The sequence below is a fragment of the Bacteroidota bacterium genome (genome assembly GCA_035506275.1).
Lineage (GTDB): Bacteria > Bacteroidota > Ignavibacteria > UBA10030 > UBA8401 > JAGVPT01.
Genome location: DATJPT010000015.1, coordinates 24,799 through 45,442 on the forward strand (window position 1 = coordinate 24,799; position 20,644 = coordinate 45,442).

Consider the following 20,644-nt stretch of genomic DNA (forward strand, 5'->3'; position numbering starts at 1 on the left):
AAAAAAGCAAGCATCACTTCCCTGTTTTCAGAAACTCTTCGTACTTTTGCCTGTATTGTTTCTCATACGACTTGACGGCGACATCATAACTGAGATCCGGAACTTTGGATTTCCTTTCCCACCTGATCTCTACCCTCTTCGAATTCAGCGGAAGGTCGACCCGAGAATCATTGATCTTCATTTTCTTTCCGTCAGCAGCGACCGATTCAACTTTCATGAACCAGGGAAGATGAAGGACAAGGTGCTCCGGCGCCTCGTCCCAACGGTTGTTCAATGTGAGGAGCGCTTTTCCCTTCTCAAACGCAAGATCACAATTCACCTCACCATAGTACGTGGGGGCATGATGGACAGAAATCCTTTCACCATTTTTCACCCACTCCGGCGATACGCAGGAAAAGAGGTGAAGATCTCCTCGTTCACCGAAGGTTTGAGACTGTTCACGCACCATCATATTTCTGATGAGCGAACGGATTTCAGCGGCAAACCATCCATGAGGAGAGAGGTTGCCGTCAAAGTCTCTTGCCCCCCACGGACGGATCGCATACTCGAATCCTGCATGGGTTGAGCTCGTATGCAGAAGGAGTGAATACAATTCATTCACGGCTTTCTCCTGCTCGTTACGGACAAGTTCGGCCTGAGTATTACGGATCGTGAGATAGTCGTGGAGGTACGCCTTGTCGCCGTACGTCATGATTCCTTCCATGTACTTTGCACGCGTGGAATCGAGCGTCGCTGTGACCATTGTATCAAAAGGTGAGAAGAGCATCTCCGGATAAAGTGTCAACATATTCCCCCAATCCTGGCCTGCCGGGACTTTTCCGTCGAGTCCGGGAGGAATATATCCTCCGGTTGACGCGGTTACAGACCGAAGCCGTCGAGCAACGGTACTGTAAAAGTCGTTGTACTGCTCCTGAAAGAGTGAGAGATCGGCCGCCGGTCCGACTCCCTGTATGAGCGACATGACATTCCTCAGTCCGTCAAGCGCCCAGAAATTGTGTCCGGTGATGTGTCCTTGGATATCCTCGTTGTCGCCGGGAGAGGTCGGCGGCATGAGCCGAAGCGGGTCGTGGTCGCGTGCGTTTTCCAACCAGTCAAACGCTTTAAGGACATACGGATAAACCGACTTGGCGAATTGCTTGTCGTGCGTAAACCGGTAATACTGCCCGTAGATCCACATCGTCTGGCCCCAACCGTCGAACTGCCCCCCCTGCGAAACAAAATTGCCGTCCAGTTGCTGCCAGCGCGGAAAGAACTGAACACACTCACGGGCGATGTCGAAATAACCGGAGAGAAGATACATCCGGACGATAAACGAAGCGTCGCGAAGGTAGAAGGAGTGGTACTGAAAGTCGTTCACTTTCTGAATGTAGCACCCTTCTTCCTTGTTGCGTGCGATAAGGTCGTAAATTAGGTTCGCTTTGAAGGTGTTCTCGACCTTCAATTCGGGCAATTCAATATCGATTCCTTTCGCGAGGATCCCGTCCCAGAATTTCACGGTCCGCTGAAGATACTCTTCAAAGTCTGCATCGCGAAGCTGGCCGACGAGCGGGCTTCCCGAAGGGAGAGGAGCATACGGCATCTTGAACACGAGCGCTTTCTCTTCTCCCGGCGCCAAATGAATCGCGCAGCTGACAATCCCGACGGGGGTTGTCGGAAGCACTTTCATCTTTCGTGCCTTCAGGTCTTGAGGACGATTGTAGAACGTGCTTAGCGTCATCATCTTTCGTGATGATGGCAGGTCAGGAAAAAGATAGATCACACTGTCCGACCGAAGAAAAGCATCTTTGGAAAATTCATAGGTCCAGTCTGGATTGAACAAGACTCCGGCCTGAGATTTGCCGCCCAGGATCTTCCGCTCCAAAGGACGCACAAAGCGATGATCGCCTGTACCGCTCTCCGTATTTGATTCGCACTGATATCTCGTTCCAGCGCTCCAGAACGCCGTGCGCTCTTCCTTTGCTGCATTGCGAATCTTCACGCGCACAAAATTCATGAGAGGGCTTTCGGGATTGCCATCAAGGGTCGCGGCAAACGCCGTCACTTCGTAATGAATGCCGTTCTTCTCTGTCTGGTATACCACAACGGGCAAATAGCCGTTCAAAAGGGTTTTTACTCTTTGATGAAAGGGTTCTGGCGGGTTGCCGGTGAAGAACATCAACTCGTCGTATCCGGTATACAAGTATCCTTCGGGCGTCACCTCCGTCCCCGATACGGCGTCCATGACTCCTATGACGTCGGTGGGAGCGCTGTAGTACGAAAACGGTTCGGCGGGATTATCAACATCAGGGCTGACCATCTGCGCAGCAACGGTTCCCGCACAGACAATCGCGCACAAGAGGCTTCGCCGAAAAGGCCTGGCCGCAACTACAGCGAGAGAATTGCTATTCACATTCATCATTGTCTGGTTTTACTTCTGCGCAGCGTAGTTGAACAAACGTTTCTTTTTTCAAGGTCAACGTAACACGCAATAAAGTAATGATTGGAAAACAAGAAGCAACTATTTATCTGCTCTTCACCACGTGCGAAATCCGTACTTAAATAACAATGCAGGCCATTGCTGGCCTGCATCGCTCACGTTGCGTTACGAAGCGCCCGTTTCAAGGTCTCTCAATGCATAGTTCGCCGCATGGCAAAAGATGGTCGACGGACAATTGTTGGGCTTTTTCATTCGTAACTATTTTAGGAGGAGCATTTTCTTCGTCAACACGTTGGTGCCCTGCTCAAGTCTATAGAAGTAGACTCCGCTGGCGAACCTGCTCATATCGACATTGTACGTGTACTCACCTGCCGCTCTCTGTCCCTCATCCACCACCTGCACCATCTGACCGAGCAAATTGTAGACCTTCAAGCTCATCATACCCGGCTGACCCAGGTTAAATTTGATCTGCGTGGAAGGGTTGAACGGATTCGGGTAGTTCTGCTCGAGCGAGAATTTGTTCGGAACGGTGGTGTTGGCGGCTTTGACAGCCGTGGTAGCCCATGTGGCTTTCGCCGACGGGTACCAGTTCAGATCGCCCGCCGGGAATCCGCCCCACGCGCCGGTATACGCCGGTGACGCTGTTGAATAGGCGGCGCTCATTGTATCGCGATAGTACGGAGTCGTATGGATGTCATAACCAGGGTACGTTGCCTGGAGTCCGCTCCCATCTCCGCCTTCAGCGCCGCCCATCGAGGTCGGCTCAGCAAACCAGAGCATGAGATTCGAAAACGGCGCGGGCACCTTGTTGAATGCGAAATTACTCAATGCCGTGAACGCGGTCGCAGTATCCGCCCCTAGCCGGGCTTTGATGCTGTCGGACAGAATACGTCCGAAACCAAGTGTAGGATCCCATCCTTCAGCCCGCGCCGTATCCCAAGCTGCGGTGAGGGACGGTGAAGTGTAGTAGTAGTTGTGGGCAATTTTCCACTGGGTTGGGGTAAAGCCGGGAAGCGTGTCGGTTTGGAGCGGTGCATAGTTGATCCAGCTCATTACCACTTTTCCCTGAGCATCGAACTCGTTTGACTCGATAAAATCGTATTGACGCTGTGAGTTCGTGTCGGCGCCCATTGCCATCGGGTCGACGAACAGGCTATTCGTGATTGTGACATCCGATCCAACCGCGCCTAGTGTAAAGAGGCCATAGCGGCCGCCGTTCTCGTACACGGTATTGTGGTCGAAAATGATGTGGTTGATACGACCAACGCTTGAACGGTGTCGCATGACCCTGTCAAAGCCGTACGCGACAGTATTGTTGATCATCACAAGGCTGTCGAGAGAGATGTTCCGCGCATCAACAACGCGTCCGTTGCCTGCGCCTGCCGACCAGGGAACGTTGCTGTTCACAAGGATATTATCCGTGAACTTGATGGTCGTGCCCGCCGCGAAGTTGCTGGCGAAGGCCTGGTTTGTTCCGCCGAAAGTGTTGCCCACGAACTCCATCCGCCATCCGGGGGTCGCGCAACGAAAGAGAATGTATGTGGCGCCATAGTTATCCAAATAGGAAGTATCCTGGTCAAAATAGCCAACCATCGTGATCCCCTTCACGTAGACATTGCCTTCGACGTTGACGAACTGGTACGGCACGGCGAGTGGGGTGGCATTAGGAACGGGCATCGCGTACACTCGTGGTTGTTCAGCAACCCCGGTATCTGATGCCACAATATTCAACGGCCAACCGGCGTTCGTAACGATATTGTTCCAGAACCACGTTCCGCCGCGCTGGAGCACATAAACCCGCTGGGTGTCAACGCGCGCGCCGTTTGCGGTCGTGTCGCCCATGATGATATCGCTCAGGTTCGTCGCCGTTGTCGGCGCCTTCAGGAACAAGGTATGCTGACCGAATGCCGCCGTAGCCAGATAGAGCAACAGCAGCACGGGAAACATGACCCGTAACGTTGGTTTCATAAAACCTCCAAAAAAAAAGTGAATGTGAATTAGTAGTACAGCGGTACAACAAGTAAAGCTATTTTGGTTACAACAAAACTCTCATCCAGAGATCGGCAGTTGTGCCGTACCGGATGCTTGAGGTCAGCAGTGTCCACTTCATGACCGTGTTCTGGATGCTCGTCCCTTCGCTGGCGTCTGTCAGGTTGTTGATATTAAGCCCAACAGCCAGATGGTCCCCGATGTTTTGCTTGAGGGCAAGGTCCAGGCGCGAGAAGGCGTCCTGCACCGGGTTCGAGCGATTGTCCACCGAAAAGCCGTTATAGTACTGCCCCTGGTAAAAATACGACAGCCGTACGGAGAATCCCGCAATGTCGTAGCCCAGCACTGCGTTGCCGAAGAATTCGGGAGAGTTGACAATCCTGCTCCTTTGTTCGGCGAGCTCGAGATATGGTTTTGCCACCTTAAAGCCTGCAAGAATAACGGTGTCGTACTTGGTTTCCGCAAAGGGGGTATACGTCTGATCCTTGACCAGCGAGAGGTTATACGACATCGTGAGGCCGCGCAGGTAGCCGGGGAGGAACCGTAGGTTCGTTTGCTGTTCAAGCTCGAAGCCCCACACTTCGGTCGGCAACGTGGAATTGTAGGGATAGGTCAGCAAATACATACTGGCGAAGGGGGGCTTACCGTTGCGATATACCATCCCCACCTGCGCCGGAGTTGTGCTGCCGGGGAGGATCTCGTACCCGTTCAGAAGCTCGATTTCATTCTTGATCCGTTTGTAATATGTCGAGAATGAAAGAAGCCCAAGATCGTTTCCGTAAGCTTGAATATTGAGCTCATAGTTCCAGGCGTCTCCATTTTTCAGGTTCGTGTTTCCGACCTTGGCCATGTCGTTGTCCACATAGGGGGCCGTGCCAACGATGACGTACGTCGGCAACCGGTAGTTGAAATCGGGGCGGATGATGCCGGCGTAGGCGGCAAGGCGGACGTTCAAGTAGTCCGTCGGACGGACGATGAAATGGAAATTCGGAAGAACGATCGTCTCGGTGTGTTTTGCTGCAGTGTCACTGAAGACCGAGTAGACTGTAAGCGGCTGCGGGGTGTAGTAGGACGTGTACGAGTCGTCGTCCGTTTCGAGCCGCACGCCGGCGATGAAGGTCGCCGCCGTTCCGAAGTTCAGGGTATTCATCAGGTAGCCTGCACCCACGGCTTCATTGGCGGTGTACCCAGTTCCATCTTCGGCCGTACCGTCGGCGTATTCTCTTCGCGCTCCATCCGCGGTGATGCCGACGGAACTGATGTCGTACCAGTTCCGGATCAAGGTCGGGTCGAACAGCGGGTCAAAATTGTATAACCCGTAGATGTTCCGTGTGCCGCTGGTCAAGAAGTTCGTCAGCAGGACGAGACCTCCGGCGTCCTGTAGATTCCCGAAGCCGTATTTCGCCCAGTCCTTGGCAACGATCTGACCGTTCGAATTCAGCATGTCCGGCAGTACTTGGGCGCTGTTGTAGTACGGCGAGAATTCCATCATGTTGTCGCGCCGGTGGTACCGGTCGGTGTACTTGCCGCCGAACTTGAACTCACCACTGATGTCGGAGAAGAGGTAATCCCTTTTGATGTCCAGGGTCGCGGTCCGTTGAAATTCGAGGTTGCTTTCCGTTCGGATGTACCCATACTGCAGGAAGGCATCGCTGAAATTATTGAGGGAATACGGAATGAGGGCCTGGTACGGACCCTGCCACAACGACGGAGGAACCGCGAGCATCCCCGAAACTACTTGGTTGTTTCCGTTGAGGGTTGACGGCTCGTCAAAATTCGCGGTGTAGTTGTATGGCTGCTCCGTGCTCGACTGCGTGAAAGAGAAGTTCCAGCTCACATGCCAATCGCTGACATTATTTTCGCCCACGACAGAAAATGCGCTAATGTCTGTGTTGATGTCCTGTCCTTGGATGTCGTAATTAATCTCCGACGACTCCACGGGATAATCGCGGGTCATCTGGGACAAACGGCGCTGCGTGGTGTTAAAGTCGCCGTTTACCTTGATAACGCCGTCATCGGGCGTCTTGAAGTCGAACAGCACGCGGCCGCCCGTTCGCGTTCGTATCTCGGGCGTCCAATCAAGGGTGAAACTGTTGATCCCCCATTTGGTGGAGTTGTTCAGCGTTTGATCGTAGGCGACATTGTAGTCCTCGCTGCTGCGGTCGCGCCGCTCGGCGTTGGCAAAGATCTGTATCCCCACCACATCGTCGAAGAAGCGCTCGCCATAGTTGCCGTTAAAATTATATTGGCTGTAAGAGTTGGTGAGAGCTGCGTATGACCCCTGCGCTGTCACCTGTATTACCCGGGTCTCCGGAGCTGTTTTTGTCACGAAATTGACGTTACCTGCGATGGCTTGGCCGTCCATGTCTGACGTGATGGCTTTCGTAACTGTGATCCCCGAGAGAGATGCCTGTGCAATTGTACTCAGGTCCACACCTCGAGAGTCAGCATCCGTTGCCGAAAGTTGAACTCCATCCATCGTGATCGTTGTCAAATCTTCACTCAAACCGCGCAGCACAATTTGGTTCGCCTCCCCGCCCGACCGGACAACCGAAACACCGGGAAGACGACCGATCGCCTCTGCCGCGTTTGCGTCGGGCAATTCCTTGATCTTCTCCTCGGAAACAACGCTGACGATCGCATTCGACGTGAGCTGCTGGTTAATGGCAGCGGCTTGGCCAAGCGCCTGGCTTGTGATGACAACCTCTTGGCCTTGCACCGCTGTGGGAAGAAGAGCAAAATTACACTCCGTAGCTTTGTCGTCTTTGATTGTTACAGAGATTGTCTGCGAGAGGTATCCAACGTAGGAACATCGAGCGTTGTAATGACCGGCTGGGATCGTTTGAATGGTGTAGTTGCCCGAGATGTCCCCCGCCGTCCCAAGCGGAGTGCCAACCAACATAACATTGGCGGCAACCAGGGGCTGTCCGGTCGTCGAGTCGCGGACAACCCCCTTGAGTGTGCCGGAGGCGAGCAACAGAGATGGAGTTAGAAAAAGAAGAAGGAGAAGCTTTTTTGCTGACCAATTCACAGTTCAACCCTCCCTTAAGGTAGATGAAACCTGTGGTTCACGGAAACATCCGCGCGTTCAATTCGGATGAAGGATTAGGTCAAGAAAAGACTAAACCGGTTTGATTAGGACAATTAGCGCAATATAGCTGTAAATAAAGGGAAATATTGAAATAATAGGATAGTACTAAACCGCTCCAGTTAGTTACAATTTTTTCGATTTAATGTCAAGTTAAATTTTGACTTTTTTTTGATTCAGTGGTTTTCCCATTCAGGAAGGGTCAAATCCACCTTGTGAAATCTGAGCTTGAAGGAGGCAATGTTCAATCGCGCTATGCAGCGCCCCGCGCAGCTTAGAATCATTTCTGGAGTAATTAGAATTCCACCTTTGTCCGCGAAGAAAATGTGACGGAACAAACCAATCGCTGCACTATGCCCATGCATAGGAGGAGGTCCTTCGACTCTTTGTTGGAATGCATTGCCCCCGATTTCGGGGATCGGTGAGTGAAACGATTGAGTCCGCGTTCAGGTTTACTTTAATGAACACGATTCAGGTATGATGATCAAACAAGGCGCCGCAGGTAACAGACGAGTCCCCCGTACCACCGGAATGAAGATTTTCAGTAAATTCATAGCACCATCTATTCTCCTGTGCGTTCTATCAGGATGCGAAACGCATTACGCTACGTACGATATCATGCTGACGGAGGCCGTCGCTCCTCGTCCAAAGAACGATACCAATGGCAAGCAAACAATCTATCACACTGACTCGCTCGGAATAAAAAAATATTGCTTCGAAAATGACTTCGTCAAAATTATCTGGTCGCCTTCAGCGTACGGTGTCGGGTTCACAATTGATAATAAAACGGATTCTTCCGTCACCGTTTTATGGGATGATGCCGCCTATGTCAATGAAGTAGGATCGCGCTATCACGTCATTCATTCCGGAATAAGGTTTATTAACAAAAGGGACCTCCAGTCGCCCACTGTGATACCAAAAAATGAGACGCTCGATGATCTGGTATTTCCCGTTGATTACATTTATGGGGACATGGACGGCGGATGGTATGAAGCCCCGCTTTGGCCTGATGCAAGCGGTTCGCTCGGAAAGCTGAAATCTCAATCGCGGGCATTTTTTGGTAAATCCTTTCAAGTAGTTTTGCCCCTGTCTGTTCACGATGTTGTAAATGAGTACACTTTTACTTTTTTCATCAGGAGTGCCAGCTACAAGTAGCTCACACAGAAGTTGGCATTTTCATCCCAGAAGAGGTCCAGGAAAGGATGAGGGCTGGAGGGTCATTCGCGGCACGTCCCATCCACCGTTCAACGTGAATGTTGATTTCACATCAACGGGGAACACGTTTCATTCGAATGCAGAGATCATTTAACAAGAGACTCGTCGGAACATTCATCTATTGAATTGAAGGTGCGGTGCAGTTCCCTTTTAATACCCTTCTATGCTCTGATTAAATTGTGTATTGAGGGGGGCAGATGATCACCCCATGAAGACTAATCGGCCTACTTCAAAACAAAGAGCCCGACATCATTGTCGGGCTCGGTGCATTTCAGACTATTCTGATCTCCTAATTCGCGAATAGTCGCCTGTATGCAGAGGAATAATAATACGTTTTATATTTACCCTGCGACGAGGACGAAGTGAGTTGTTTCGTCATCCTTGACGAAGGCGAAGAATACGTCATGAACAGCCTGTACGACGAAGGATAAAGGTGATCGTTGCCCTGATGCTTCATCATTGATGGAGGGTCGGTGTTGGCAAAAAACAGTTTGTACGATGAAGGATAGTAAGTCTCCCGTTCCTGCGACATGGAACCAGCCTCCTGTTTGTTCGTCAGTGAAGGTGTATCGATTGTCGCCGGGCACTCCTTCATATACTCGGCATATCGCTCGGTGGTGCACCCCATTACAGAAAGAACCACCAACAGTATGACAACGGATATTATTGTCTTCTCCATATTCATTCGCTCCTTTGGCTTCAAATATTAACATGGTGAATTAATCAGATCATTGGACGAGCAAGGAGGGGGCGCACGAAGAGGATTCGGCCGAAAAAGTGCTATGGGACTCGGAATAAATACTTGTGGGATTTCGCTGAAACGCCTTGGAGTGACGACGCTGATCCACGGCGAGGCCGCATTAAGAGACTGGTCGTCGGAAAAGTGTTCTGAGAAGATGAGGTGTCGGTGAGAGGTCCAATAAGGACGTTCATCAAGATCAATGCTGCGGTCGTTTACAGCTGAAAGTGAGGCGTCAAGCTTTACAAAGAGCGGCCGGCCAAGAAGATCGCTTGAACAGAGGAGACCGGGAACGATATAAGCCCCGAGAATCGCAAGAACCGCAAGATGTCGAATTCTGGAATTTCCCATAATGCGAGATTCCCAGATTTACGCATTTCAATACTTCTGCAAATTGGACTTCAGAATAAATTCAACGGTTTAATGCTGCTTGCTTATTGATAACGATTCCGATGCCAAGAATCTTTTCGTGGTCCATAACCATTTCTACCTCCCTCTGCCTCTTCCCCCTCCGCCTCCACCAGCGCTGCGTCCACCTCCGCTTCTCGCAGATGAACCCTGTGGAAAGAAACTGCGAGGCGACGATTGGCGGAACGATGACCTCGATCCGGCGCCGAAACCACTTATGGAAGCAGACTGCGATCGGATCCAGTGATTCATCCATTGCGCGCTCATCCTATAGCTCGCGGGGGCCCTTCCGTTTCTTGATCCGTACCGCGTGAAGGTATTCCTCACCGAAGTGCGCGGCCGTTGTGCCGCACCGGCCCGAGACTGAGAACTCGCGGCTGTCATCTTCGCCCTCTGCCACCAAGGAACTTCCTGAGCTGAACGAAAGCGAGAAGTGTTCAATGTTGCAGTGCCCGAAGCCGCTGATGGTCGGAAAGAACCGATCCCGTTTCCTGAGGACAGTGTCCCACGTGCATTGATTGCGCCGCGTGTTGTCCCAACTGTCCTTCGCCTGGATCCAAGGAGTGATCCCGAATAGCCTCGCAAGCCGCGATTGCGATAACGCCCGTACCCATAGCCGTAGCCAACTCCGAATCCCCATCCGTAATCATCATAGCCTCCATCCCAATACGGATAAGGATACATCAACATCGCATCCCACGGATAGTCGTAGCCACCGTACCAAGGTTCGAGCCCATCTCCCCAATCGTACCAGGACGGTGAATAGTAATCAAACGCTCCCCTGTATTGCAATGAACGGTAGTCGTCATTGCTGAAGTAGTTCTTGCCCGTTGTGTCGCTCCGTGTACTCGAAGAATCGTTCTCTGCATATTCATAGTTATTGCCACCGTCATTTCCTCCGTCACTGAACGTTTCGATCCGAGTATAGCATCCCGCAAAAACAAATCCCCCAATCAGCAAGGACAAAGAGAGATTGAAGGACCGGTGTTTAGTTATCATAAATAATCCCTTCCGCACTTGTTGCTCCATCATTAGTCATAACAGCTACGAGAAGTGAATCATTCCCTCATCTCGCTTTTGCAACATATGCATGAATTACATTTGCGGTGTGAACCATAAGTTTCTTGTGATTGGCGCAGTGATCTTCTCACATCGCAATGATCCGGCAATAAAGGATTCACATAGCGTGAGCTAGGATTGTCTTTGCATCCCATGGAACCAAATTGCAGTCTGACATGTTAAACATTTTGCACGGTTCACATTTACAGATTCTAACGTATGAAAAATCCCGCACTCCGTGGCATCATTATTGGGATTCTCCTTGGCGCCTATATGGTCCCTGGGATACTAAGTCGCGAGAATCTATTTGGTCAGCCACTCTTCTTCAAGCTCGACTCCGCCCCTTCAGTCCATGCCGATCGGAGCATTAATCTCGACGCACGTCCCTACTGGACCTCCCACAGGCACATCGTCTCCTCCGAAAAAGTTTTCAGCGACCAAATCCTCTTCACAATCGAGCCATGGCTCGGTGCTGTCAAACTGCGGCATCGCCGTGAGATCAAGGGATCATTTCCGACGCTGTTAGCGAATTCCTCTCCCCACAACGCCTTCCGCGCTCCTCCCCATTCGTAGCATTGTTTTCAACATTGGTTGCACTCGCCTTGCTCTCCGGACGAAATTCCAATGAATGGATTGTTCACTCACGTTGGATAGGTCCGTCAAAGAAAATACAGAACATGCCATAGAGTCAGGGGGGGCTTCCTGCGCGAGAAACATTTCGACACGGTTTAACAACAATGTGCGTATGAGTGAAACTCTGCCTTCATCAGCCTTGTCCAATATTCACTAGTTCGGCCGCATATAATAATTGACAACCCAATGCGAATACTAAAGCGTCACATCTCTTTTTTGCAGCTCGTGTATTTCATCATTTACGTGCTCCTCTCTGCGGTAATGATTCTCACGCCGATCATCCTGACTCGTTCTGTTCACATCAAAAGAATGTTCATCATCGATGAGGACGTACTGGAGGTCTTGCTTTTGAGCTTTTTATTTGCTCTGACTATTTTGATCTTCAGGCTCTATCAGCAAGAGGCTTCAAAACAAGAAGAGCTGATCAACAATATCAAGGAGGATAAGAGGAAGGCTGATGAAAAGCTTATTGATTCATTGGATTACATCGGGAAAGTGAATGTCCAGATCGAAGAGATAAAATCGATCTACGACGTTTCCAACGCGTACCCGTCAACGAAAAGCGATTTCAAAAGGATCGCTCGGCTCTTGGGCGAGCGTATTCTGGGCATTGTCAACACAAACTGGATGCTGCTCAGAATCATCAGCAGCGGCTCGTACAGGACGATCTATGAGTGCTTCGAGACAAGGAATGGCGTGTCCATATGTTATCCGCACGTCAGCAACAAAATGATCATCGACCAACAATCGGCCACGCAATTCACTACGGTGATTTTAAAGCCTCACAATCTGAATTTTCTCGTCTTCTGTGCGATGCCGGTCGATGCCGTAAGCGATGATCAACGTGTTTTCATTCGAGCCATCATGAACGAGGTCAGTTTGCTGTTCATCATTTCGCATTCGTCTTTCCAGGATGACCGGCGCGTTGTATTCCCGGAAAACAGGATCACCCAAAAACTCGAGGCGGTTCGGCCTATGCCTCCGTCATGAACTGAGATATTCCAAATGCCTGTAACGTATCGATTTGACTCTAACATCATTATCGTTGAAATGTACGGCGAATATTCGATGAACGATGTCCGTACGGCCATACTTAATTCTTTAGCCGATGCCGGCCTCAATGGAAGGTCATCCCTGCTCTTCAATTTTGGGGAATCCCGGAGCATTTACGTGAGGTCTTCAGAAGAGATCAACGCGATGGTAGGCTTCATCACCGCATTAGCGGACCGATTCAACAACCGCCTCGCGTTCGTTTCGTCCCACGAACTGCCGTATGGGCTGATGCGCTTCGTCTGTGTGAAGTCGGGGAGTTGTGGAATTGTTTCGGATGTATTTCGCACGTATGACGAAGCCAAGGATTGGCTGCTGTCATGAAGGGCAGAGACCGCAGCCCCATGCAGTGAAGCGCCGGGCAATGCGATTCCTGACGCCCCGATAAGCTTTGGACTTCGATACGCCGAACATAGGTCCAACGACGAGATTGAACTGCAGATCATCTCCAATGAATAGAGGGCACTGTTTTATGAACCGCTAAGGTCAACGTAGTCACGATCCCCGGCAGAAAACAAGACGCCGGACTTTCGTAAGGAGGAACCATGATCACCCGCGTCCATTTTGTTCTTACGGTGGTGGTCTCATTCGTACTGTCGTCCTGCACATCGACCCAGCTTGCGCGCACGTGGCGAGACACATCATACAAGGCAGGGCCGTTAAAAAAGATACTGGTAGTGGCCACCGGGAGGGATCAACAGCGGAGAAGTGCCTGGGAGGATGGGCTCGCCGCGGCTCTTTCATGGCACGGGGTCGAGGCGACTCCATCGTATCGGCTCATCTCCAAAGTTCTTCCCGACTCCACCATCATTGATTCCGTGGCCCGCGCGGGAAACTTCGACGGGATAGTACTTATCGGACGATCATCGACGATGACCACCGAAAGCGTCACCCCCAGCTTGGACATCATCTCACCGGGCTCTCCTTCCGGGCCGTGGAGCGAGGCGTACTATGAATATTACAATCGCGGATATTATCCGGGGTATCCGGTATTCAATGAATTCGTGAATGACGAGATCACCCTTTGGACAGCTCGCGGAAGAAAACGGATGATCTGGTCCGGTGTCGGCGAGGTCCATGGAAGCGGCCAGGGTGAAGACGTCAGCGGCGAGATTATTTCTCTGGTCATTAAGGAACTGATCAAACAGGAGGTCATTGCCGCGGCCAATTGACGACACCCGCCAGAATTGAAGAGGTTCCAACGCTTGGACAAACGATGAAAAAAGATGAGGGTTAGCAAAAAACGCTAACCCTGTCTGTTTTTGGAGCGGGGACGACCAATCATTCTCTAGAGCTCACTTACCCGCCAAAAAACGGCGGGTCCTAAAAACAGATCAGGGTTAGCAAATAACGCTAACCCTGTCTGTTTTTGGAGCGGGGCCGACGAGACTCGAACTCGCGACTTCCTGCGTGACAGGCAGGCGCTCTAACCAAACTGAGCTACGACCCCGAATTTTATTAAGAATTACTACTTTTTTGACGTGATCAACTGCAACCAAACTGAATCACGACAGCCGGAAAAATTTCCAACGCAAATAATATACTAAAAAATTTTACGGCAAGCAATAGTCAATAATCAGCTGTTCTCGCCCGGTTTTGACGGACCGGAACACGAAGGACAATCCCGGAGATCTGGTGCTAAATATGGCGTGCGGTCTATTCGATTGGAGAAAGCGACGAATTGCCCCCGGTTAATTAAATCTTTAGAGAAAATTTCAAGAGACTGCCGGAATTGATGCAGGAAATTAGGACGAATGCTGTTTCGTACTATCGACGACATAACAAAGCATCTCTCTAAGTACATTCTGCTCGTCGAATTTGCCGATGATCGTAGCATCAACCTGAACAGTCTCGCCCCGTTTCGTCGGGATCCTGATATTGGCTAGCTCAATTTCTCTCTCAAGCCTAACCATTTCGATCAGCTCCGGCTTTTTCAAGTGATTACCGGCGAGGAACTCCGTTTTCGCCGCTTTTGCCTCCTCCTCAGAAGAAAAACCCAGCAGCCGCAAATATGCGGAGTTGCATTCGACAACCTCCCCAGCCGGTGTCGATATGAATGAAGCGACAATATTGTGCTCAAAAAGGCTGCGATATTTTTCGCTCGACTCTTTCAATTCAGCCTCCGTCAGCTTGCGCATCCGCTCCGTTTCAGCTTTGTGCAACGCCCTCCGCACCGCGGGAATCAACCGTTCAATTTTCTCTTTTAGCACAAAATCCGTTGCGCCTCGCTCAAACGCTTCGATCGCAACCTCCTGCCCCTTCGCGCCTGAGAGAAAAATAAACGGGGTTTCGGGACACTTTTGCAGGACAATACCAATAGCAGATTTTCCGTCAAAACCTTCCAGCAAAAAATCGGAGATGATCAAATCAAATTTCATTGTTTGCAAAGCTCCGAGGAGCCTCTCCCGAGTTTGTACCACCTCGACAACGTATCGGAGATCTGTTCCGTCCAATGTTGCCTGTAAGAGCTGAACGTCGTTAGGATCATCTTCAATATAAAGAAGATGGCAAAGCTTGCTCATAAAGCGTCCTTATTTTTGATCACTGCTAAAGTGCTTGAAAACTCCTCCCCCCCTATTTATATATCATTGAAAATGCCAATTTTGGAGAAAAAAGTAGTCCCTATTTCGGGAATAATTCCTTACTATTCATGGGAAACTTGCCGAAATGAAGGTGTTGACGCCTCGAAAGCTCTGCCAAAGAGGAAACAGTAGAACTTTTGAACTCCGTTTTCCAGGGGCGCATCTTGTAGAAATTGCGGAGCCGCACTGGAGAGTATCTCTTTCGTGCGGCTCCTGTAAAAAATCTGATTCGGGGATTCAATTATGCCAGAACGACGGGATGTGGCGGTTGAGGGGGAGTATTCCCCTCCCCGTCTGCCAGGTTCCTACTCCCCGCTGAATTTGAACCAAAAAACATTGTCGCACAGATCAACGACAACGCAAAAATGAATCTTGAGGAAACCTTTCGAAAATTTCTCATAGCTAACCTCCCTTGAGAGTTGGTGATTTCCGCGGAAGGATTTTCCGCCCGCTTCATTTCTTATGTATGCTTCGCGGGAGAAGAAATGGAGTTTTAGCTGTGAGAACCGGCGAGAAGCTACCGACGAGTCAAAAACATGCAGACAATCTCCTTCGATAATTTTTTATTTTGTGCACTCTGCGACGCACTTCCCTATCGCGCAGTGAGAAGGTATTTTTTTCTTGCGGGATTTTTGCTGCTCGCGTCAACCGGTGCAACTGCACAGGTGACTCCTTCGGATACAGTGATCGGGTTGGCAAAACAGAGCATCGGACATGATCTCGTGATACGTTCTTTCTTCGACAGCTCGCTTGCCTACTTCAAAGAGGCAAAAGAAATTTTTCGAAGAAACGAAAGCTGGGGGCACTACGTGGAGTGCGACAACTCTATTGCGGACGCCTTGATCAGATTGGCCCGTTTTAACGAAGCGCTCGACTGCTTAAGAGAATCGCAAAAAACGGCGAAGGCGAAGCTGTCACCAAACGACCCGAGGCTGGCAAGCACCTATGCCGCGCTCGGCTACCTCGAGAATTATAACCAGGAGTACGCTCAGGCCTTATCAGACCTTAATGAATCGCTGAGGATCAGGAGAACCATAGGTTCTCCAAAAAGCGTCGAGGTCGCCTCGTCCCTTTATCTGCTGGCGCTTACGTACAAATCGATCGGGATGTACAAGGAGGCGGTCGCCTCCATCAACGAGGCTATCGAGATCAGCAGAGTGTCGGACACCGAAGAGGGGCTGGCAATCAATGAAATGACGGCAGCGAACATCCTCTCTGACAAAGGAGACTATCACAGCGCATTGTCTCTCCAGGATTCGGTCCTCAGGATGCTTCAACGGATCGGTAAAGAAAAATCCCTGGTCGCTGCGACCTGCTACTATTATCGGGGTAAAGATCTGCTCCATGAAAACAGGGTCAACGAAGCGATCTCGTCCCTCCTAACGTCTCTCGCATTGAACGAAACGGTGGCCGGCGAAATTGTTCCGTCAGTTTCGGCATGCTTGGCCAAATTGGGAGAGGCATATTCACAGCGCTCCGACTACGACCGGGCGATCTCATATTTCAATCAGGCTGAAGAAAGCACCATTGCCTTCAACGGGAAATATCACTCTGGTTTGGCTGAGCTCTATAACTCCATGGCGAACTTGTATTCCTTGAAAGGCAACTATGACGATGCGCTGCGGTACGCCAGGAAATCGCTCGCGATCGAAGAGCACAATCACGGACCGCACCATTTATCAACGGCCAACAGTCTTGAGAGACTCGGCGATGTTTTCGCCAGGCACGGCGATTACGATTCCGCGATCACGACGTATGCGGCCTCCCTCGCGATCAAAGAAGAGCTCAATCGGTACAGCGTCGCTACTGCGAGGCTGCAAATGGCGATCGGGAACGCTTATACTCAAGCCGGAAAGGATGATAGCGCCGAAGCGCTCATAAACATCTCTTATAGGACATTCAAGGTTTCTGCCTCAAGTGACAGCTCATTCATCGCTCTGTATCACAAATCCTACGGCGATCTTCTTGTGAGGCAGCACCAATACAGACTGGCCGACGAAGAGTATGAAAAGGCCATGGCCCTTTTATCCCGCGAAGATTATTCAAGTTCCTACCGGCCCGGAGCTCAAGGGACCTTTTCCGGCACAGGCATGCTCAGGCTGCAATGCTTGTTGGAAAGAACGAAGCTCTTTAAGCTGATCTTTCAGGCATCCCACGATCCGGCAGACCTTGATACGGCCTATACGTGCATTAACGATGCTATCGTGTTCATGACCGCACTGCGGCGGGGGTATAAGGCGGAAGGTTCAAGGCTGTTCCTGCGGGAAGAGTTCGACAGAGTATATAAAGAGGGGGTAGAGACCGCTCATACGCTGTATGCCGTCACAAAAAACCCGAAGTTTGAACAGAAGGCATTCGAATGCGCCGAGCGGGCGAAATCAAACCTCCTGCTCGATAAGATCCTCGAGTCGAACGCAATTCATTTTTCCGGAGCTCCCGATTCCATACTCGAGCAGGAAGCGTCGTTGGAATCCAGTCTGACCTCCCTCGAAGAAAAAATCCAGGAGGCCGACAAGAACGGTCAGACCGAGCCGCTGAAGCAATTCCGCGACAACTACTTTGCCGCCTCAGTCGCTTACAACAGCCTGCTCGACACGCTCGAATCCTCATATCCGGAATATTTCAAACTGAAATATCAGGATGAGCCGCCGAGCATCGCGAAGATTCAGGGATCGCTCGACTCCCGGACTACGGCCGTCGAATATTTCTTTGCAGACAGCGTCCTGTATATTTTCACGGTATCACAAAACTCCTTCGACGTGACAGAGGCAGCCGGCATATCGACGATAGCAAAGGATGCAAAGGAACTCCGTAAAGCTCTCGGCACGCTCGACGAAAAGCTGTACCTCGCTTCAGCCGCCTCATTATATCGATCAATTTTCCTGCCGATCAAAGATAAACTCCACGGCCCACAGATCGTCATCATTCCGGACGGGAATCTTTTTTATGTTCCGTTTGAAGCATTGCTTAGCACGCCCCGGAAAAACAATGCGAAGGCTGATTTCTCGCGCCTTCCCTACCTGATAAAACAATTTGTTATTTCTTACTCATACTCTCTGACGCTCTTCGTCAGCCGAAACGGTAATGGGCCCCCACAAGGCAGCCGGAGGTTCGTAGGATTCGCTCCGGTCTTCGACGACTCGGCAGCCAGACAGACGGCATCGCAAAATGGCGGGGGTGTACAAAGCCTGGAATTCAGCGCAAAAGAAGTACAGCAGATCGAAGAACTTTTCCGAAAGAAAAATTTTGGGCACACAGCGTTCATGCGTCAAAATGCGACGAAGAACAATTTCAAGCTCTCCGTCGGCACCGCCAGTTACATCCACATCGCCAGCCACGGATTTACGGATGAAGACCATCCCGGCCTTTCCGGCCTTCTGTTTTCCGGAAAGGACGACAGCCTCGCCGATGATAGAATTCTATATGCGGGGGAGACCTATAATTTGCGGTTGAACGCAGACCTGGTCGTGCTCAGTTCATGCAAAAGCGGGGTCGGGCAATTGGTCAACGGCGAAGGGTTAATGGCAATGACGCGCGGCTTTTTTTACTCAGGCGCAAAAAACGTCATTTATTCTTTGTGGAATGTGACCGATTCGCATACGAATCGGCTTATGGTGGGTTTCTACGATTTTCTCCTCTCCGGGTCCGATATTCCTTCGGCGCTGCGGCGGGCAAAACTCGAAATGATCAGGAATGATCCGGGGGCGTTCCCTTCGAAGTGGACAAGCTTCGTGCTTCTTTCAACCCGATGAACTTAGCGGACAGCGAATTTTCCTACATGCAATAGCTCGTCGTCGGATTCCAGCTTCCAATAGTAAAGTCCCGGTTTCAGATTGCCGCCAAACCGGCAGCTGTTGTTCTCCGTCGAGGCAGAAAAAACTTCTTCCCCCTTATTGTCGAGAATTTTCAGCATCACCTTCCCCGCAGTGCCGGGATTCCAGGCGAACAGGATGCTTTTGCCGGCCCCCTGATCGCCGAGCGGGGATGTGACCTGAAGAGCACTCGACCGGAAATGGACGTTCACCATATCCTCGAGGCCGGGGTACGGAGAAAAATTGTCCGCCACTAATGCTGAGGTCTTTCCTGCTGCGGGGGGATGCTGATTCACTGGGGACTTTGAAGTGTCAACGGCTGCTACGGCTGGAAGCTGGGGATGAGATCCCTGCGTGAAAGCAAAATAATAACCGGCCGCGCAAATACCGACCGCCACCAAAACCACTGCCGCGAGTTTATAGTAGTAGGAAATTTCCTTCCCAAGCAACCCACGGCGCGAAGAAAAAAAAGGGTGTTCGATCCCCCGATCATATTTTTCTTCCTCAAGCAGCGAAAAGAGCTGCTCGATACTCATCCTGCAGGAAACACACTCACTGACGTGATCCCGCAGCTCGGTCGGAAGCTTTTTCAACTGATCCAACTTGAGCGCATCGACGTACAGCGCAACAGCTTCCTCTGAAAGATGTTCATTTGCATCAAAGAATTTTGCGTTCATGGATATTTTCTCCGGTTACCTATATGTATCCGGAACCACCGGCCGTTTGGAAAAATATTTTTCCATTAAGATCTTTAGACTCTCTTTGTTGAAATTTGAGCCGTTTGGAGGGGTGTTAAGCACACTTAATACCTCTTGAATTCTATCCTCTGTCCACCTTCTGACGGCATCGTCGGTGTTTTCTTTCTCCTCATACTTATTGAGAACGGGCGTTATAATGTGATAGATTTCTTTAGCTGTCATTTCGACTTCCCGCGGCTCGAAGGCTTCCAGCATGAAGGCGGTGTCGTTTTCGGAACATCGGGGGAAGCAGCCAACAATGTCCCCCCTATCTATTGGAATTTGAAAGTAGAGTTTGGTGCAGAGAACTACCTTTCCCCTTTTCCTGTCAAAATAAGTCAAAACCCTCTCGAGTCTTTTCAGAGCGTATTCGATCTCAAACTCATCCAAAAAGTCTTCAGTCTCCAGCACGTGTGTTTCCTCAAGCGGAACCACCATCGCCGTTTTTTGCTTTTTCTCCCGAATCTTGAGGCACGAATTTCTCACAATTGCGGAAAAATAGGTTTTCAGGAGCGCTGTTCCGTTGTACCCCCTTTGGATGAGATGGACCTTCCTTAATATATCCTCGTTTACCTGCTGAACAACGTCGTCAAAATCGTCGGATTGAAACATCTTCGAGCTGATGAATTTTTTGACGATGATCTTGATGATCCCCTGATATTTGACAACAAGCTCCCCCGGCTTCTCCCGAAGCAAGCGCTCATCAATTTCATTTTCGCTGTGGATCTCTTTTTTCACCTCGGTCCCTCCCGGCTAGCGGTAAAATAGGGAAAATACCTCCCCCTATCAAGTGCGAGGTCAAGCGCACATCTCGAAAAAAAACCGATTCCAATTCTCCAAAACTTACTCGTTGACGGATATAAACGTACAGAAGAAGATACGTTTCATTCGAATACGTTTGAGAAACGGCGCTAAC

At 50.5% G+C, this 20,644-nt stretch carries 15 protein-coding genes and 1 tRNA gene; 7 read left to right on the forward strand and 9 right to left on the reverse strand.

Translation table 11 applies throughout. The features are described from left to right. Positions 1-13 precede the first annotated feature (13 nt). From VMF88_11610 to VMF88_11620, 3 genes are all read right to left on the reverse strand, one after another. The gene (locus VMF88_11610; protein HTY11705.1) at positions 14-2,398 is read right to left on the reverse strand and encodes a hypothetical protein; all 2,385 of its coding nucleotides are present in this window, start codon (positions 2,396-2,398) and stop codon (positions 14-16) included. A 276-nt stretch (positions 2,399-2,674) separates the two neighbouring features. After that, the gene (locus tag VMF88_11615) at positions 2,675-4,384 is read right to left on the reverse strand and encodes a T9SS type A sorting domain-containing protein (protein HTY11706.1); all 1,710 of its coding nucleotides are present in this window, start codon (positions 4,382-4,384) and stop codon (positions 2,675-2,677) included. Between the two features lie 67 nt (positions 4,385-4,451). Continuing rightward, on the reverse strand, positions 4,452-7,436 hold the full coding sequence (locus VMF88_11620; GenBank protein ID HTY11707.1) for a TonB-dependent receptor: 2,985 nt from the start codon (positions 7,434-7,436) through the stop codon (positions 4,452-4,454). Positions 7,437-7,970: 534 nt separating this feature from the next. On the opposite strand from VMF88_11620, the gene VMF88_11625 reads away from it, so the two are divergent. Then, positions 7,971-8,648, forward strand: a complete 678-nt coding sequence (locus VMF88_11625) for a hypothetical protein (GenBank protein HTY11708.1) — start codon at positions 7,971-7,973, stop codon at positions 8,646-8,648. Positions 8,649-8,997: 349 nt separating this feature from the next. Here VMF88_11625 and VMF88_11630 read toward each other — a convergent pair whose 3' ends face one another. Continuing rightward, a complete protein-coding gene (locus VMF88_11630) occupies positions 8,998-9,387 on the reverse strand; it encodes a hypothetical protein (GenBank protein HTY11709.1) in 390 nt (129 codons plus the stop codon). 472 nt (positions 9,388-9,859) lie between these two features. After that, a complete protein-coding gene (locus VMF88_11635; GenBank protein ID HTY11710.1) occupies positions 9,860-10,111 on the reverse strand; it encodes a hypothetical protein in 252 nt (83 codons plus the stop codon). A 1,022-nt stretch (positions 10,112-11,133) separates the two neighbouring features. On the opposite strand from VMF88_11635, the gene VMF88_11640 reads away from it, so the two are divergent. The 4 genes from VMF88_11640 to VMF88_11655 all read left to right on the forward strand — a co-directional run bounded on the left by VMF88_11640 (position 11,134) and on the right by VMF88_11655 (position 13,769). Further along, positions 11,134-11,487 (forward strand): hypothetical protein, encoded by a 354-nt coding sequence (locus VMF88_11640; protein ID HTY11711.1) that lies wholly within the window; start codon positions 11,134-11,136, stop codon positions 11,485-11,487. Between the two features lie 246 nt (positions 11,488-11,733). Further along, positions 11,734-12,537: a hypothetical protein gene (locus VMF88_11645; GenBank protein HTY11712.1), complete on the forward strand. Its 804-nt coding sequence runs from the start codon at positions 11,734-11,736 to the stop codon at positions 12,535-12,537. A 15-nt stretch (positions 12,538-12,552) separates the two neighbouring features. Next, entirely contained in the window at positions 12,553-12,921 is a 369-nt protein-coding gene (locus VMF88_11650; GenBank protein HTY11713.1) for a hypothetical protein, read from the forward strand. 221 nt (positions 12,922-13,142) lie between these two features. Further along, the gene (locus tag VMF88_11655; protein HTY11714.1) at positions 13,143-13,769 is read left to right on the forward strand and encodes a hypothetical protein; all 627 of its coding nucleotides are present in this window, start codon (positions 13,143-13,145) and stop codon (positions 13,767-13,769) included. A gap of 203 nt (positions 13,770-13,972) precedes the next feature. On the opposite strand, the gene VMF88_11660 is transcribed toward VMF88_11655, so the two are convergent. Together VMF88_11660 and VMF88_11665 are read right to left on the reverse strand one after the other, a co-directional pair. After that, a tRNA-Asp gene (locus tag VMF88_11660) sits at positions 13,973-14,047 on the reverse strand. Positions 14,048-14,342: 295 nt separating this feature from the next. Then, positions 14,343-15,119 carry a response regulator gene (locus tag VMF88_11665; protein ID HTY11715.1) on the reverse strand — a complete coding sequence of 259 codons (777 nt, stop codon included), beginning with the start codon at positions 15,117-15,119 and terminating at the stop codon, positions 14,343-14,345. Here VMF88_11665 and VMF88_11670 point away from each other — a divergent pair. Continuing rightward, entirely contained in the window at positions 15,102-15,311 is a 210-nt protein-coding gene (locus VMF88_11670) for a hypothetical protein (protein HTY11716.1), read from the forward strand. The genes VMF88_11665 and VMF88_11670 overlap by 18 nt on opposite strands. Before the next feature lie 404 nt (positions 15,312-15,715). Then, the gene (locus VMF88_11675; protein HTY11717.1) at positions 15,716-18,931 is read left to right on the forward strand and encodes a CHAT domain-containing tetratricopeptide repeat protein; all 3,216 of its coding nucleotides are present in this window, start codon (positions 15,716-15,718) and stop codon (positions 18,929-18,931) included. 2 nt (positions 18,932-18,933) lie between these two features. Here VMF88_11675 and VMF88_11680 read toward each other — a convergent pair whose 3' ends face one another. Both VMF88_11680 and VMF88_11685 read right to left on the reverse strand, forming a co-directional pair. Beyond that, positions 18,934-19,668 carry a hypothetical protein gene (locus VMF88_11680; GenBank protein ID HTY11718.1) on the reverse strand — a complete coding sequence of 245 codons (735 nt, stop codon included), beginning with the start codon at positions 19,666-19,668 and terminating at the stop codon, positions 18,934-18,936. 15 nt (positions 19,669-19,683) lie between these two features. Next, positions 19,684-20,466, reverse strand: a complete 783-nt coding sequence (locus tag VMF88_11685; protein HTY11719.1) for a hypothetical protein — start codon at positions 20,464-20,466, stop codon at positions 19,684-19,686. Between the last annotated feature and the right edge of the window lie 178 nt (positions 20,467-20,644).